Genomic DNA, 15,306 nt, shown 5'->3' on the forward strand with positions numbered 1-15,306 from the left:
CGGGAAAATCCGCACATGCTGCGCACATGACAGCAAAACTGATGCAGCATCAGCTGACGAGACGTCAAATCCTGGGCATGGCGGCCCTCCAGACCGCCGCCGCGTCCGGTCTCACCCGCATCGGTCTGCAGTCGGCGTCGGCCGCCGAACCGGCCGCCGTCGACAACGCTCCCGCCATCGTGATCGGCTCGGGCTACGGCGGTGCCGTCGCCGCCCTCCGCCTCGGTCAGGCAGGCATCCGCACGATCGTCCTCGAGATGGGCCGGCTGTGGAACACGCCGGGCTCCGACGGCAAGGTCTTCTGCTCCACGGCAGCCCCCGACCAGCGGTCCATGTGGTTCCGCACGCGCACCGAGGCGCCGCTCGCCACCTTCCTGTGGCTCGACGTCGTCAACAGGGACATCAGCCGGTACCCCGGGGTCCTGGACCGCGTGCGCTTCGCCGACATGTCCGTGTTCGTCGGCCGGGGCGTCGGGGGCGGTTCGCTCGTCAACGGCGGTATGGCGGTCACCCCGCTCCAGTCGTACTTTGCCGAGCAGTTCCCCACCGTGGACGTGAACGAGATGTACGGCACGTACTTCCCGCGCGCCCGCTCCGTGCTCGGCGTCAACACCGTCGACCCCGCCTGGTTCGAGTCGACCGAGTGGTACCAGTTCACGCGTGTGTCCCGCAAACACGCCCAGAACACCGGCCTGCGGACCACCTTCGTGCCGAGCGTCTACGACTTCGGCCACATGCAACGCGAGGCGGCCGGTACGGCGACGAAGTCGGCGCTCGCCCAGGAGGTGATCTACGGCAACAACCACGGCAAGCGCAGCCTGGACAAGACGTATCTGGCATCGGCGCTCGGCACCGGGAACGTCACCATCCACACCATGGAGAAGGTGAGGGCCATCAGCCGGGCGAGCGACGGCACGTACGTCCTGACCGCCGACCGCATCGACGCCACCGGCACGGTCGTCGAGACCAAGCAGTACGGCTGCACGTACCTCTTCCTCGGCGGCGGCAGCCTCGGCACCACCGAACTCCTCGTCCGCGCGCGGGAGACAGGGACGCTTCCCGCCCTGGACGCGAGCGTCGGCAGCGGCTGGGGGACCAACGGGAACGTGATGCTCGGGCGGGCCAACCATCTGTGGGACACCGTCGGGGCCAACCAGTCCACCATGCCCGTCATGGGCATCGACGACTGGGCCAACACCGCCAACCCCGTCTTCGCCGAGATCGCCCCGCTGCCCACGGGCCTCGAGCACTGGGTCAGCCTCTATCTGGCGATCACCAAGAACCCGCAGCGGGCGTCGTTCTCGTACGACAGCGGCACCGGCGGGGTGAGGCTCGGCTGGACGGCCGCCCAGAGTGCGGTCTCCGTCTCCATGGCCAAGAAGCTGTTCGACCGGATCAACTCCGCGAACTCGACGATCTACCGGTACGACCTGTTCGGCTCGTCCAACAAGATCTTCGCCGACGACTTCACGTACCACCCGCTCGGCGGCTGCGTGCTGGGCAAGGCGACGGACAACTACGGGAGGGTGAAGGGATATTCGAAGCTGTACGTCACCGACGGCTCGCTCGTGCCCGGCTCGATCGGGGTGAACCCGTTCGTCACGATCACGGCGCTCGCCGAACGCACGATGGCGCGGGTCCTCGCCGAGGACACCGCGCCATGAGTCGTCGTACGGCCGGGGTCGGCTACTTCTGGTAGAGCGCCTCGATCTCGGCCGCGTAGTCCTTCGCCACCACGTTCCGCTTGAGCTTCAGGGACGGCGTCAGGTGGCCCGAATCCTCCGTGAACTGGGAGGGGAGAATGCGGAACTTCCGCACCGATTCCGCCTTCGACACCGCGGCGTTGCCGTCGTCGACCGCCGACTGGATCGCGGCCAGCAGGTCCGCGTCCTCGCACAGCGACGCCGCGGTGGAACCCTCCGGCTTGCCGTGCTCGTCGGCCCAACGGCCCAGGAACTCCTCGTCGATGGTGACCAGCGCGCCCACGAACGGCCGCCCGTCGCCCACCACCATGCACTCCGCGACCAGCGCATGCGCACGGATACGGTCCTCGATCACCGCCGGAGCGACGTTCTTGCCGCCCGCGGTGACGATGATCTCCTTCTTGCGGCCGGTGATCCTCAGATACCCGTCCTCGTCGAGCGTGCCGATGTCACCGGTGTGGAACCAGCCGTCGGCCAGCGCCTCCTCGGTCGCGGCCTCGTTGTTCCAGTACCCCTTGAACAGGTGCTCGCCGTGCAGCAGCACCTCACCGTCGTCCGCGATCCGGATCACGGAGCCGGGCAGCGGCTGGCCGACCGTACCGATCTTCTGCCGGTCCCAGGGGTTGAAGGCTGTGGCCGCGCAGGACTCGGTCAGTCCGTAGCCCTCCAGGACCGTGAAGCCGATGCCGCGGAAGAAGTGCCCGAGCCGTTCACCCAGCGGGGCGCCGCCGGAGATCGCGTACTCGCCCTTGCCGCCGAGAACGGCTCGCAGCTTGCTGTAGACGAGCTTGTCGAACGTCCTGTGCTTGATCTTCAGACCGAGCGACGGGCCCGACGGGGTGTCCAGCGCCTTGCTGTACGCGATCGCCGTGTCCGCCGCCTTGTCGAAGATCTTGCCCTTGCCGTCCGCCTGCGCCTTGGCGCGCGCCGAGTTGTAGACCTTCTCGAAGACCCGCGGCACACCGAGGATCAACGTCGGCCGGAACGAGGCCAGTTCGTCCGTGAGGTTCTTGATGTCCGGGACGGTGCCCAGCTTGATCGGCGCCATCATCGGCGCGACCTGCACGAGCCGCCCGAAGACATGCGCGAGCGGCAGGAAGAGGAGAACCGAGCACTCGCCCGTACGGAACAGGGGCCGCAGCCGCTCCACGATGTTGCCGCACTCCGCGAAGAAACTGCGGTGGGTGAGCACACAGCCTTTGGGGCGGCCGGTGGTCCCGGAGGTGTAGACGATGGTCGCCGGGTCGTCCGCCTTGGCGCGCGAACTGCGCTCCGCGACCGTCTCGTCGGCGACGGCCTTGCCCGCGCGGCCCAACTCCTCGATGCCGCCCGCCTCGATCTGCCAGACGTGCTTCAGCTCGGGCAGCCGGTCGCGCACCGACTCGACGGACGCGGCGTGGGTGTCCAGCTCCACGATGCAGGCGGTCGCGCCCGAGTCACCGAGGATCCACTGCACCTGCTCCGGCGAACTCGTCTCGTACACCGGCACGGTGACCGCGCCCGCGCTCCAGATCGCGAAGTCCAGCAGCGTCCACTCGTAGCGCGTACGGGACATCAGGCCGACCCGGTCGCCGGGCTGCACCCCCGACGCGATCAGCCCCTTGGCGGCGGTCTGCACCTCGGCGAGGAACACGGTCGCGGTGACATCCGTCCAACTGCCGCCCACCTTGCGGGCGATGACCGCGACATCCGGATGCTGCGCGGCGTTTCTGTGGACGATGTCGGTCAGATTGCCGTCCGCGGGGACCTCGTACAAAGCCGGAAGGCTGAACTCGCGCAAGACTGCTGCTCCTCATAGTGCGCCGACGCCACGACCTCGTGTGTTGCGACGGAGCGGTCCAAGGCTCGGGCGGGTACTTCGGGGAATCAGTTGTTGAAACCCTAAGTACAACGGGACTACCCGGACGTTACCCGCCAGTACCACTTCTACGACAGGGGGGTCCGGGAGATGTTCCCCGCGTCACAATGGCGTCACGCGCGCGGGCCTTTCCTTGCGAGCGTAGTCCAATCCGTTACGGCCCACGAAGTCATCGCAGGTCCGACCACGTCTACACACGTTTGCTTCACAGGCTTACCCTTGATCGCCATGGCAGGCACACAGGGCGGCACCCCCAGGACGCGGATCCACGTCGTCAGCGACGTCCATGGAAACGCCCGTGACCTGGCAAGAGCCGGCACCGGCGCGGACGCCCTGATCTGTCTCGGGGACCTCGTGCTCTTCCTCGACTACGCCGACCACTCGCGCGGCATCTTCCCCGACCTGTTCGGCGCCGAGAACGCGGACCGCATCGTCGAGTTGCGCACCGCCCGCCGCTATGAAGAGGCGCGAGAGTTCGGCAACCGGCTCTGGGCGGGCGTCGACCGCGGCTCGGCCATCGAGAAGGCCGTACGCAAGCAGTACGCCGAGATGTTCGCCGCGTTCCCCACGCCGACGTACGCCACGTACGGCAATGTCGACATGCCGACCCTGTGGTCCGAGTACGCAGGACCCGGCACCACCGTGCTCGACGGACAGCGCGTCGAGATCGGCGGCTGGACCTTCGGCTTCGTCGGCGGGGGCCTGCGCTCGCCGATGCGGACACCGTACGAGATCAGCGACGAGGAGTACGCGGCCAAGATCGAGGCTCTCGGTGAGGTCGACGTCCTCTGCACGCACATCCCCCCAGAGGTGCCCGAGCTCGTCTACGACACGGTGGCGCGGCGCTTCGAGCGGGGCAGCCGGGCGCTGCTGGACGCGATTCGGCGGACCCGGCCGCGGTACTCCCTCTTCGGGCACGTCCACCAGCCGCTGGTACGGCGGATGCGCCTTGGGGCGACCGAGTGCGTCAACGTCGGGCACTTCGCGGGATCGGGGAAGCCGTGGGTTCTGGAGTGGTGAGGGCTCCCGGCGACGGAAGGCCCGCTGTCACGCGGTAGCCTTCACGCTGCATCCGCAGGTAAGAACCTTGAGCAGCACCAAGAAGCACCGAGAGACACCCCTCTTGTCCGGACCCGCATCTGGAGGAGCCACGACGATGGCGGAACACACCAGCTCGAGTATCACGATCGAGGCGGCACCGGCCGACGTCATGGGGGTGATCGCCGACTTCGCGCGCTATCCGGACTGGACCGGCGAGGTGAAGGAGGCGGAGGTGCTCGCCAGCGACGAGCAGGGCCGCGCCGAGCAGGTACGCCTCGTCATGGACGCCGGCGCCATCAAGGACGACCAGGTCCTGGCCTACACCTGGACCGGCCCTCACGAGGTCTCCTGGACCCTCGTCAAGTCCCAGATGCTCCGCTCACTCGACGGCGCCTACATCCTCAAGCCGGCGGGCGCGGGCGCGACCGAGGTCACCTACAAGCTCACGGTCGACGTAAAGATCCCCATGCTCGGCATGATCAAGCGCAAGGCCGAGAAGGTCATCATCGACAGGGCGCTGGCGGGCTTGAAGAAGAGGGTGGAAACGGGCGGCAAGTAACTACCGCCGCCGCTACGGCTGTGGGCAGCCGAGCCGCTACTGCTGCCGCTGTGGGCGGTCGTGCCGCTACCGCTGTGGGCAGTCGTTCCGCAGGGCGATGGGGGTCCCCCCGCTCGAGCGAAGCCGAGAGTGGGGGAGGGTGGGCACAGCACACCAGCACCGGGTGCCGTCATAAAAGGGCTCAACAATAAGCAACCCGAGCGGAGCGCATGCGCACAGTCCTGATCACCGGCCCCGGCGGCTCCGGCCGCACCACGGTCGCCGCAGCCACGGCACTGCAAGCCGCCCGCCAGGGCAAAAGAACCCTGCTCCTGAGCGCAGACCGCACAGACACCCCCGGCGCCGCCCTGGGCAAACCCACCGGCCCAACCCCCGCGGACGCGGAACCGCACCTGACGACCTGGCGCCCCGACTCCGGCGAGGACTTCCGCGACGACCTCCTCGCCTTCCAGGAACGGGCCGCCTCCGCCCTGGACCTGCTGGGCGCCACCCGCCTGGAAGCGGAGGAGCTCACCCCCCTCCCCGGCGCCGAGGAACTCGCCCTCCTGCGCGCCCTGCGCGACGCGGCGACGGCAGACACGTACGAACTCCTGATCGTCGACCTGCCCCCCACCCCCCAGGCGCTCGCCCTCCTCGCGCTCCCGGAGCAACTGCGCCGCTACCTGAGCCGCCTGCTCCCCGCGGAGCGCCAGGCGGCGCGCGCCCTGCGCCCCGTACTCGGCCGTCTCGCCGGCGTCCCGATGCCCACGGACCGGCTGTACGAGACGGCCGCCCGCTGGGACCTCGAACTCGCCGCCGTAGCGGCGGTGTTGGCGGACCGGACGACGACCGTACGCCTGGTCGCCGAACCCGGCCCGGCCGGCACCGACGCCCTACGCACCGCCACCACCGGCCTCGCCCTGCGCGGACTGCGCGCCGACGCCCTGGTCGCGAACCGCGTCCTGCCCGACGCGTCCCCCGACACCTGGCTGGCGGGCCTCGCCGCCCAGCAGCGCAAGGCGTTGGACGAGTGGCGGGGCACGTACGAGGTGTGTGAGGTGCCACACCTCGGCCACGATCCGCGCGGCACCGACGACCTCACCGCGCTGACCGTGCCGGGCGCGGGTCAGGCCCCGCGCCCGGTCGAGTGGCCGATGACCGACCAACTCGCCACCGACGGTGTGATCGTCTGGCACATCCCGCTCCCCGGTGCGATACGGGACGACCTCGACCTCATCCGGCGTGGCGACGAACTCGTCGTCACCGTCGGCCCGTTCCACCGCATCGTCCCGCTCCCGTCGGCCCTCCGCCGCTGCACCGTGCAAGGCGCCGCCCTGCGTGACGGTGAGCTGCGCATCCGTTTCGCACCGGACCCGGAGCTGTGGCCGCAGGAAAGGTGACGGTCTTCGGTACGTTGGCCGAGACCCTGTCCGTACGGGATTCTGTGCCGCCGCAGACGGTGAACGGCGCATCCCCGTTCGGGTAACGTCAAGAGACACAGAGCCAATGCTTGGAGTCCGCCATGAGCGATGAGCGCCCCACGTCCGACGCCGCGGAGGACGCGCTCGAGAAGGCGCACGGCAACGAGGTGCGAGCGACCGACGCCGACGCCTGGGCGACGGCCTGCGCGGAGGACCTGGCCGCCGAGAAGGCCCGTCGTCGCACCCAGTACGGCCCGCCCCCGGGCTCGGCAGGCGAGGAGCTGCGCAAGCTCTTCGACACCGTCGCCGACCGGCTGTCCGGACTGCAGTCGCCGCTGCTCGGTGCCGTGGCCGGCGGTGCCGCCCAGCAGGTGGTGAACCAGGTCGTGCAGCAGGCCAAGGCCGCCGTCGAGCCCGTGATCGAGCGCAACCCCGAGCTCTTCGACCACCTGGCCGCGGCCGGTAACGAGCTGCTCGCCGCGTACCGCTCCGCCGTCGAGTCGCAGGAGCGCCGCTGGACCCAGGACCGGCCCCAGAACCGGCCCGACGAGGACTCCGGTCCCGGGGAACACATCGACCTGGACTGATGGCCCCCGAGGGCCTGCCGCCGGCTTCCCGCCTGCCCGGCGAGGCCTGGCACGCACTTCCCCCACTGCCTTAAGGGCGTGGGGGGACCCCCAGCGGCGTTGTCGTCGGTCGCGATGGCTCCGCCATCACTCCCTCCTCCGCCTTGCAGCTGCACGCTCCCCCACTCTCGGCTTCTCCCCCACTCTCGAATTCGCTCGAGCGGGGGGACCCCCATGAGCGGGGGACCCCCATGGCCTCGCCGGGCCCGCCCTCCGGGCGGACGACGGGAAGCCGGCGGCAGGCCCTCGGGTACGGTTGGCCGTAGCGGGGCTCGACCGAAACTGAGGGATTCATGGGACTCACCATCGGCGTCGACATCGGCGGCACGAAGATCGCGGCCGGTGTGGTCGACGAGGAAGGCAACATCCTCTCGACCCACAAGGTGCCGACTCCGGGCACGCCCGAGGCCATCGTGGACGCCATAGCCTCCGCCGTCGAGGGCGCCCGTGCCGGACACGAGATCGTCGGCGTGGGCATCGGCGCCGCAGGGTACGTCAACCGGCAGCGTTCCACGGTCTATTTCGCGCCGAACATCGACTGGCGGCAGGAGCCGCTGAAGGACGAGGTCGAGCGCCGGGTGGGCCTGCCGGTCGTCGTGGAGAACGACGCCAACGCGGCCGCCTGGGGCGAGTACAAGTTCGGCGGGGGCAAGGGCCACCGCAACGTCATCTGCATCACGCTCGGCACCGGCCTGGGCGGCGGCATCATCATCGGCAACAAGCTCCGTCGCGGCCACTTCGGCGTCGCCGCCGAGTTCGGCCATATCCGGGTTGTGCCGGACGGCCTCCTCTGCGGCTGCGGCAGCCAGGGCTGCTGGGAGCAGTACGCCTCCGGGCGCGCCCTCGTCCGGTACGCGAAGCAGCGGGCCAACGCCACCCCCGAGAACGCGGAGGTCCTCCTCTCGCTGGGCGACGGAACCCCCGAGGGGATCGAGGGCAAGCACATCTCGATGGCGGCGAGACAGGGCGACCCGGTCGCCGTGGACTCGTACCGCGAACTCGCCCGCTGGGCAGGCGCGGGCCTGGCGGACCTCGCCTCGCTCTTCGACCCCTCCGCCTTCATCGTGGGCGGCGGCCTCTCGGACGAGGGGGAGCTGGTCCTCGACCCGATCCGCAAGTCCTACAAGCGCTGGCTGGTCGGCGGGAACTGGCGCCCCGTGGCCGACGTGATCGCCGCCCAGCTCGGCAACAAGGCCGGTCTGGTGGGCGCGGCGGACCTGGCGAGGGAGCCGGACCCGATCATGTAACGGTGTCCTTTGCGCCTCCGGGGCGCACCTCGAAGGGGCGCGGGGCTGTGTCGATTTGCGGCTTCGCCGCGATGGGGGTCCCCCCGCTCTGGGGGTCCCCCAGGCCCTTAAGGCACTGGGGGAGCAGCCGAGAGTGGGGGAGCGACCAGCCACAGATGACCGTCAGTCGCACACAACCCTCGCGTCCCGAGCTATTAGGCGCCCCGACCCGCGGTCCTTGCGTAAATTGACCGCATGGCAGCGGCGCTCCCAACCTCCCGCACCGAACCCGACGGTTCAGCCGTCATCCGGGTGCTCAGCTACAACATCCGCTCGATGCGCGACGACACCGAGGCGCTCGCCCGGGTCATCCGCGCCTGCGCGCCCGACCTCGTACTCGTACAAGAAGCCCCCCGCTTCTTCCGCTGGCGCAAGAAACTGGCCCGCCTCGCCGCCGCGTCGGGCCAGGTGATCCTCTCCGGCGGGGCCACCGCATCCGGCCCCGCCCTTCTCTCCTCGCTCCGGGCGACGGTGGAGCGTACCGAGGACATACTCCTGCCGCTCACACCCGGCCTTCACCGGCGAGGCTTCGCCACCGCGGTCGTACGGTTCGGGCGTGCGCGGCTCGGCGTGCTGAGCTGTCATCTCTCGCTGCAGAAGGACGAACGGTACGAGCAGGGCGGCATGCTGCTCGACCAGTTGGCCGCGCTCGGGACGCCGCATACGATCGCGGGCGGCGACCTGAACGAACGCCCGGGTGGACGTACGTTCAAGCGCCTCGCCACCGAGCTCCAGGACTGCTGGACGGTCGCCCCCTGGGGCGGCGAGTACACCTCCACGCCTGCCGAGCCGCATCAGCGGATCGACGCCCTCTTCGCCACCGAGGGCATCGAAGTCCTGGGCTGCGGCGTGCCCTTGAGGCAACCGGGCGTCACGGAAACGGACTTGAGGGCGGCCACGGACCATCTGCCCGTACTGGCCGCCCTCAGGGTTCCCGCTTCCTAGGCGCGGGGCTGCCGGTCACACCACCGCGCCGCGCCCCGGATCGTCGTCGTCCTCGTCGTCCGAGCGCATTCGCAGGACCAGCGTGCCGAAGCCGCCGACGAAGCCGCCGATGCCGAGCGTGGTCAGCCACCACGTCATGTGCCAGCCGAGCAGAACGGCGAGCATGAGCAGGAGCGGGCCGCCGAGCACGGCGAGCCAGGCGAACTTGGCCGTGGTGTCCGCGGCGGGCAGCGGGGGCGGCTCGGGCGGTACGAAGTGGCCCTCGTCGTCCTCTTCGAAGTCCTCCTCGGACGGCTCCGGCGCCTGGTAGTCGCGCGGTCCCCCGACGCCGGGCGGGAAGGCGACGGAACTGCCGAGCGGCTTCTCGGCGGCGGGCTTGTCGTCCGCCTTCTTGCCGGCCGTCTTCTTTTCGGCCGCCCTGTCACCCTTTTCGCCGTCGGAGCCCTCGGACACCTCGGAGTTCCTGGGCTTCTCCATGGTGTCCCCGGGCCGCTCGGGGTCGGCTGTGTTCGCCTCGCTCGCGCCGTTCGTCTCGGACTCCAGGAGTGCCAGGTCCTCGACCGACTTGAAGGGCTTGGCGCCGGGCGGGTCCGGCGGTTCCTCGCCGTACCCGGCGACGATCGCAGCCCAGGCCGCGGCCTCGTCGAACGACGGGCCCTGCTCCTCGCCGGGCGGCGCGTCCTTCTCCTCGGGCTCGCGGTCCGCGTCGTGCTCAGCCACCAGTGGCCGTCCCTTCCTGCTGACCCACCTGACCTGCCTGACCTGACTGGTCCAGCCGAACCGCGTCGGGCTGCTTGCCGGCTTCCGGCGCCAGCCGCTCGACGAAGGCGAAGCTCTCCTCGAAAATACGGTCCGCGTCGTGGTCCAACGTCGCGACGTGGTAGCTCTGTTCCAGCACGATCTCCTGTACGTCCGTCGAGGACACCCGGCTCAGCACGCGCGCCGAGTCGGCAGGCGGCACCACATGGTCCTGGACGCTGTGCAGGAGCAGCAGAGGCTGCGTGACCTGCGGAAGCTCGCCGTCGACCAGCCGGAAGAAGTTCCGCAGCGAGTGCGCCGCGTGCAGCGGGACCTTGTCGTAGCCGAGTTCGACGCTGCCCTCCTTGGCGATGTCGCTGGCGATTCCCTTCGTCGTACGGACGACGTGGCGGGCCAGCGGAAGGGCGTACGCGGACAGCCCGTGCACCTTGTTCGCCGGGTTGACGACGACGATGCCGCTCACGGCGTCGCCGTGCTTCGCGGCCAGCCGCAGGGCCAGCGCGCCGCCCATGGACAGGCCGCAGACGAAGACCCGGGAGCAGCGCTCACGCAGGGCGCGCAGCTCGCGGTCCACCTCCGCGTACCAGTCCTGCCAGCCGGTGAGCTGCATGTCCTCCCAGCGTGTGCCGTGCCCGGGCAGCAGGGGCAGCGAGACGGTCAGCCCGCGCTCGGCGAGATACTCCGCCCAGGGGCGCAGCGACTGCGGGGAACCCGTGAAGCCGTGGCAGAGGAGGACGCCGACCTCGCCGCCCTCGTGGCGGTACGGCTCGGCTCCAGGAAGGACCGGCACCTTCGGTCTCCTGTTCGTCTGAAGGGGCGTACAAAGGGACGTACATAAGGGACATGCAAAGGGGTGTTGCTCAAAGGGGCGTTCATCCGACGGAGGCGACAAGACGATCACCCCGGGACTTCGAGGTGTACTTCACCGTACGCGACGGCACTGACACCGACCAGGGCCGTCGGGTCCTTTGACAGTGCTCCGGGTTAGGGTCTGATCCACGGACACAGGAGGCACTCGGGTGATCTATGGCGCGATGAAGGTTGCCGTCGGAGGGCCCCTGAAGCTCGCCTTCAGGCCCTGGGTGGAAGGCCTCGAGCACGTTCCCGCAGAAGGGCCCGCTATCCTGGCGAGCAATCACCTGTCGTTCTCCGACTCCTTCTTCCTGCCCGCCGTCCTCGACCGCAAGGTCACCTTCATCGCGAAGGCCGAGTACTTCACGACGCCCGGCATCAAGGGCCGTATGACCGCCGCCTTCTTCAAGGGCGTCGGCCAGCTTCCGGTGGACCGTTCCGGAGCACGCGGTGCGGGCGAGGCGGCCATCAAGAGCGGCCTCGGCGTACTCGAGCGCGGCGAGCTGTTCGGCCTCTATCCCGAGGGCACGCGCTCGCCCGACGGCCGCCTCTACCGGGGCAAGCCCGGCGGCCTCGCGCGCGTGGCGCTTGCGAGTGGGGCGCCGGTCATCCCGGTCGCCATGATCGACACCGAGAAGATCCAGCCGCCCGGCAAGGTCATGCCGAAGCTGATGCGACCGGGGATCCGTATCGGGAAGCCGCTGGACTTCAGCCGGTACCAGGGCATGGAGCACGACCGGTTCGTGCTGCGGGCCCTGACCGACGAGGTCATGTACGAAATCATGAGGCTCTCCGGCCAGGAGTACGTCGACATCTACGCGACCGCCGCCAAACGGCAGCTCGCGGAGGCGGCGAAGACGGAGAAACAGGCGCAGAAGCAGGCCGAGCAGGCGCGTAAGGAAGCCGAGAAGGCGTCCGAACGGGAAGCGGCCGGACGGGAAGCGGAGAAGGCGGCCGGGAAGGAACGATCCGACCCCTAGGAGCGTCCGTCTGGGGGGTGGGGTGATCGTCAAAGGTGGGGGCGGGGGACATGGCCAAGCGCGAGAGAGTCATGAGGATGTCGGTCGAGCAGCCGCTGTGGCGTGCGCTCTCGGCATACCGCGTACTGACGATGTGTTACGCGATCGGGCTCTTCGTCTCCGCGTACGACGAGTTCGTCCGGCCCGAAGTGGCCATCGCCTTCTTCTCCGTACTCTTCGTGTGGACGCTGGTGACGCTGCCCAAGGTGGCCAACGAGGCGAGCTGCACCAAGCGGTTCCTGGCCGCCGACCTGACCGTGGCGCTCACCGGCATCCTGCTCACACCGGTCGCGCACTCCCACGACCGGATCGTGGCCGGTGGCCCGACGCTGCCGTCGATATGGACCGCGGGTTCCGTCCTGGCGTTCGCGGTCAAGGGCGGCTGGCGCTGGGCGGCCTTCGCCTCGACGCTCGTCGGCATCGCGAACGTCGTCCAGCGCGGGACGCTCAGCCAGGACACGCTCCACAACGTACTGCTCGTCTGGGTCGCCTCCATCGCCATCGGGTACGTCGTCGAGGTCGCCCGCGCCTCCGAGCGCACCCTCGCGCGGGCCCTGGAGATCGAGGCCGCGACGCGGGAGCGTGAGCGGCTGGCCCGCGACATCCACGACAGCGTCCTCCAGGTCCTCGCTATGGTGCAGCGACGCGGCTCTGCGCTCGGCGGCGGGGCGGCGGAACTGGGCCGCATGGCGGGCGAGCAGGAGGTGGCGCTGCGCACGCTGGTCTCGGGCGGGCTGCCGGCCTCCCGCGTCTCGGAGGACGCGACGCAGGGAGCCCTGGTGCGCGCGGTGGACGAACCCGACGACGAGGCAGGCGAGGACGACCCCTCCGACCTCCGCGCACTGCTGACCCCGTACGCCACCGCGAAGATCACCTTCTCCGAGCCCGGCGCCCCCGTCCTCCTGGCCCCGTCCGCGGCGAAGGAACTGGCCGCCGCCGTCGGCGCCGCCCTGGACAACGTCCACCGCCACGCGGGCGAGAACGCCCGCGCCTGGATCCTCGTCGAAGACGAACCGGACGCGGTGATCGTCACCGTACGAGACGACGGCCCCGGCATCCCCGAGGGCCGCCTGGCCCAGGCCGAGGGCGAGGGCCGTATGGGCGTGGCCCTCTCGATCCGCGGTCGCCTGCGAGACATCGGCGGCACGGCTGAGGTGATCTCGATCGCGGGGCAGGGCACGGAGGTAGAGCTGAGGGCGCCGAAAAAAGCGACCCGAGGATGAAGGCGCCCCTATAGGGGTGCGGGGAACTGCGCGACCAGCCACAACGGCGCCCGGCAGCCGAAATACGACCCAATGGGGGTCTGGGGGCGAAGCCCCCAGTTCCGGGAAGGGGCGGGGCTGGGGAAAAACAAACGGCGAAGGCGGAGCAACGATGAGAGAGCAACAGAACCCGATCAAGGTCATGGTCGTGGACGACCACCCCATGTGGCGGGACGCCGTCGCCCGGGACCTGGCCGAGGCCGGCTTCGACGTGATCGCCACGGCGAGCGACGGCGACCAGGCGGTGCGCCGCGCCCAGGCCGCCGGCCCCGACGTGCTCGTACTCGACCTGAACCTCCCCGCCAAGCCCGGCGTCCAGGTCTGCAAGGAACTCGTCGGAGCCAACCCGGCCCTGCGCGTCCTGGTCCTCTCCGCGAGCGGCGAACACGCCGACGTCCTGGAGGCGGTCAAGTCGGGAGCCACCGGCTACCTGCTGAAGTCGGCCTCCACGGAGGAACTGATCGACGCGGTGCGTCGCACGGCCGTGGGCGACCCCGTCTTCACGCCCGGCCTCGCGGGCCTGGTCCTCGGCGAGTACCGCAGACTCGCCTCCGAGCCCGCCCCCGCCCCGGGCGCCGACCAGCCCAAGGCCCCACAGCTCACCGACCGCGAGACCGAGGTCCTGCGCCTGGTGGCCAAGGGCCTGAGCTACAAGCAGATCGCCGAACGCCTCGTCATCTCCCACCGCACCGTCCAGAACCACGTCCAGAACACCCTGGGCAAGCTCCAGCTGCACAACCGTGTGGAACTCGTCCGCTACGCGATAGAACGCGGCCTGGACGACGAGTAGACAACCTGACGAGTGGACAACCTTTGGACACCGACGAGCAGACCCCTTCGAGTGAACCTCGTTGATCAATCTCCGCATAATTCACCGGAATTGACCCTTCGCGCCATGCCTAAGTGACCTGGATCACTATTAGCGTGACCTTCATCAGGCAACCGCTGGCGAAGGGACATTTCCATGCGGGTCGGAGTACTGACCGGAGGCGGCGACTGCCCCGGACTCAACGCCGTCATCCGGGGCATCGTCCGCAAGGGCGTGCAGGAGTACGGCTACGACTTCACTGGCTTCCGGGACGGCTGGCGCGGTCCGCTGGAAGGCGACAGCATCCAGCTCGACATTCCCGCCGTACGCGGCATCCTGCCCCGCGGCGGCACCATCCTCGGCTCCTCGCGCACCAACCCCCTCAAGGTGGACAACGGCATCCGCCGGATCAAGGAGAACCTCGCCAAGAGCGAGGTCGACGCGCTGATCGCGATCGGCGGAGAGGACACCCTCGGCGTCGCCGCCACCCTCTCCGACGACCACGGCGTCCCCTGCGTCGGCGTACCCAAGACCATCGACAACGACCTCTCGGCCACCGACTACACCTTCGGCTTCGACACGGCCGTCAACATCGCCACGGAGGCCATCGACCGCCTCCACACCACCGCCGAGTCGCACATGCGCGTCCTCGTCGTCGAGGTCATGGGCCGGCACGCGGGCTGGATCGCCATCCACTCCGGACTGGCCGGCGGCGCCAACGTCATCCTCATCCCCGAGCAGCCCTTCGACGTCGACCAGGTCTGCGCCTGGGTCACCTCCCGCTTCAAGGCCTCGTACGCCCCGATCGTCGTCGTCTCCGAGGGAGCGAAGCCCAAGGACGGCGACATGGTGCTCAAGGACGGTTCGCTGGACGAGTTCGGGCACGTCCGGCTCTCCGGCGTCGGCGAATGGCTCGCCAAGGAGATCGAGAGGCGCACCGGCAAGGAGGCCCGTACGACGGTCCTCGGCCATGTCCAGCGCGGTGGCACCCCCAGCGCCTTCGACCGCTGGCTCGCCACCCGCTTCGGCCTGCACGCCATCGACGCGGTCCGCGAGGGCGACTTCGGCAAGATGGTCGCCCTGCGCGGCACCGACATCGTGCGCGTCCCGATCGCTCAGGCCACGGCCCAGCTGAAGACGGTGGACCCGAAGCTGTACAACGAGGTCGGCGTGTTCTTCGGCTGAGGC

At 69.6% G+C, this 15,306-nt stretch carries 14 protein-coding genes; 11 read left to right on the forward strand and 3 right to left on the reverse strand.

Translation table 11 applies throughout. From position 1 onward, the window contains the following. The first annotated feature begins 41 nt into the window (after positions 1 to 41). A complete protein-coding gene (locus OP79_RS39010; RefSeq protein ID WP_483855338.1) occupies positions 42 to 1,664 on the forward strand; it encodes a GMC oxidoreductase in 1,623 nt (540 codons plus the stop codon). A 22-nt stretch (positions 1,665 to 1,686) separates the two neighbouring features. On the opposite strand, the gene OP79_RS39015 is transcribed toward OP79_RS39010, so the two are convergent. Continuing rightward, entirely contained in the window at positions 1,687 to 3,483 is a 1,797-nt protein-coding gene (locus OP79_RS39015; protein ID WP_033327398.1) for an AMP-dependent synthetase/ligase, read from the reverse strand. A 306-nt stretch (positions 3,484 to 3,789) separates the two neighbouring features. Between OP79_RS39015 and OP79_RS39020 the strand changes: the two genes are divergently transcribed. From OP79_RS39020 to OP79_RS39045, 6 genes are all read left to right on the forward strand, one after another. After that, the gene (locus OP79_RS39020) at positions 3,790 to 4,581 is read left to right on the forward strand and encodes a metallophosphoesterase family protein (protein ID WP_033327400.1); all 792 of its coding nucleotides are present in this window, start codon (positions 3,790 to 3,792) and stop codon (positions 4,579 to 4,581) included. Positions 4,582 to 4,717: 136 nt separating this feature from the next. After that, positions 4,718 to 5,161, forward strand: a complete 444-nt coding sequence (locus tag OP79_RS39025; protein WP_033327401.1) for an SRPBCC family protein — start codon at positions 4,718 to 4,720, stop codon at positions 5,159 to 5,161. Positions 5,162 to 5,370: 209 nt separating this feature from the next. Then, positions 5,371 to 6,540: an ArsA family ATPase gene (locus OP79_RS39030; RefSeq protein WP_033327402.1), complete on the forward strand. Its 1,170-nt coding sequence runs from the start codon at positions 5,371 to 5,373 to the stop codon at positions 6,538 to 6,540. Positions 6,541 to 6,662: 122 nt separating this feature from the next. Beyond that, the gene (locus tag OP79_RS39035; RefSeq protein WP_033327404.1) at positions 6,663 to 7,148 is read left to right on the forward strand and encodes a DUF5304 domain-containing protein; all 486 of its coding nucleotides are present in this window, start codon (positions 6,663 to 6,665) and stop codon (positions 7,146 to 7,148) included. Positions 7,149 to 7,480: 332 nt separating this feature from the next. After that, positions 7,481 to 8,434 (forward strand): ROK family glucokinase, encoded by a 954-nt coding sequence (locus OP79_RS39040; RefSeq protein WP_033327405.1) that lies wholly within the window; start codon positions 7,481 to 7,483, stop codon positions 8,432 to 8,434. A gap of 234 nt (positions 8,435 to 8,668) precedes the next feature. Continuing rightward, a complete protein-coding gene (locus tag OP79_RS39045; protein WP_033327407.1) occupies positions 8,669 to 9,418 on the forward strand; it encodes an endonuclease/exonuclease/phosphatase family protein in 750 nt (249 codons plus the stop codon). Positions 9,419 to 9,433: 15 nt separating this feature from the next. On the opposite strand, the gene OP79_RS39050 is transcribed toward OP79_RS39045, so the two are convergent. Both OP79_RS39050 and OP79_RS39055 read right to left on the reverse strand, forming a co-directional pair. Then, a complete protein-coding gene (locus tag OP79_RS39050) occupies positions 9,434 to 10,138 on the reverse strand; it encodes a hypothetical protein (protein ID WP_033327409.1) in 705 nt (234 codons plus the stop codon). Beyond that, positions 10,131 to 10,967, reverse strand: a complete 837-nt coding sequence (locus OP79_RS39055; protein ID WP_033327411.1) for an alpha/beta hydrolase — start codon at positions 10,965 to 10,967, stop codon at positions 10,131 to 10,133. The genes OP79_RS39050 and OP79_RS39055 overlap by 8 nt, the downstream gene beginning before the upstream one ends. A gap of 244 nt (positions 10,968 to 11,211) precedes the next feature. On the opposite strand from OP79_RS39055, the gene OP79_RS39060 reads away from it, so the two are divergent. The 4 genes from OP79_RS39060 to OP79_RS39075 all read left to right on the forward strand — a co-directional run bounded on the left by OP79_RS39060 (position 11,212) and on the right by OP79_RS39075 (position 15,303). Beyond that, positions 11,212 to 12,009, forward strand: a complete 798-nt coding sequence (locus tag OP79_RS39060; RefSeq protein WP_033327438.1) for a lysophospholipid acyltransferase family protein — start codon at positions 11,212 to 11,214, stop codon at positions 12,007 to 12,009. Between the two features lie 50 nt (positions 12,010 to 12,059). Next, positions 12,060 to 13,271, forward strand: a complete 1,212-nt coding sequence (macS, locus tag OP79_RS39065; RefSeq protein ID WP_033327413.1) for a MacS family sensor histidine kinase — start codon at positions 12,060 to 12,062, stop codon at positions 13,269 to 13,271. A gap of 151 nt (positions 13,272 to 13,422) precedes the next feature. Next, positions 13,423 to 14,100 (forward strand): response regulator, encoded by a 678-nt coding sequence (locus OP79_RS39070; RefSeq protein WP_033327414.1) that lies wholly within the window; start codon positions 13,423 to 13,425, stop codon positions 14,098 to 14,100. Between the two features lie 174 nt (positions 14,101 to 14,274). Next, positions 14,275 to 15,303: a 6-phosphofructokinase gene (locus OP79_RS39075; RefSeq protein ID WP_033327415.1), complete on the forward strand. Its 1,029-nt coding sequence runs from the start codon at positions 14,275 to 14,277 to the stop codon at positions 15,301 to 15,303. The last annotated feature ends 3 nt before the right edge of the window (positions 15,304 to 15,306 follow it).

Source organism: Streptomyces yerevanensis, from assembly GCF_000716805.1.
In the GTDB taxonomy this organism is placed as follows: Bacteria; Actinomycetota; Actinomycetes; order Streptomycetales; family Streptomycetaceae; genus Streptomyces; species Streptomyces flaveus.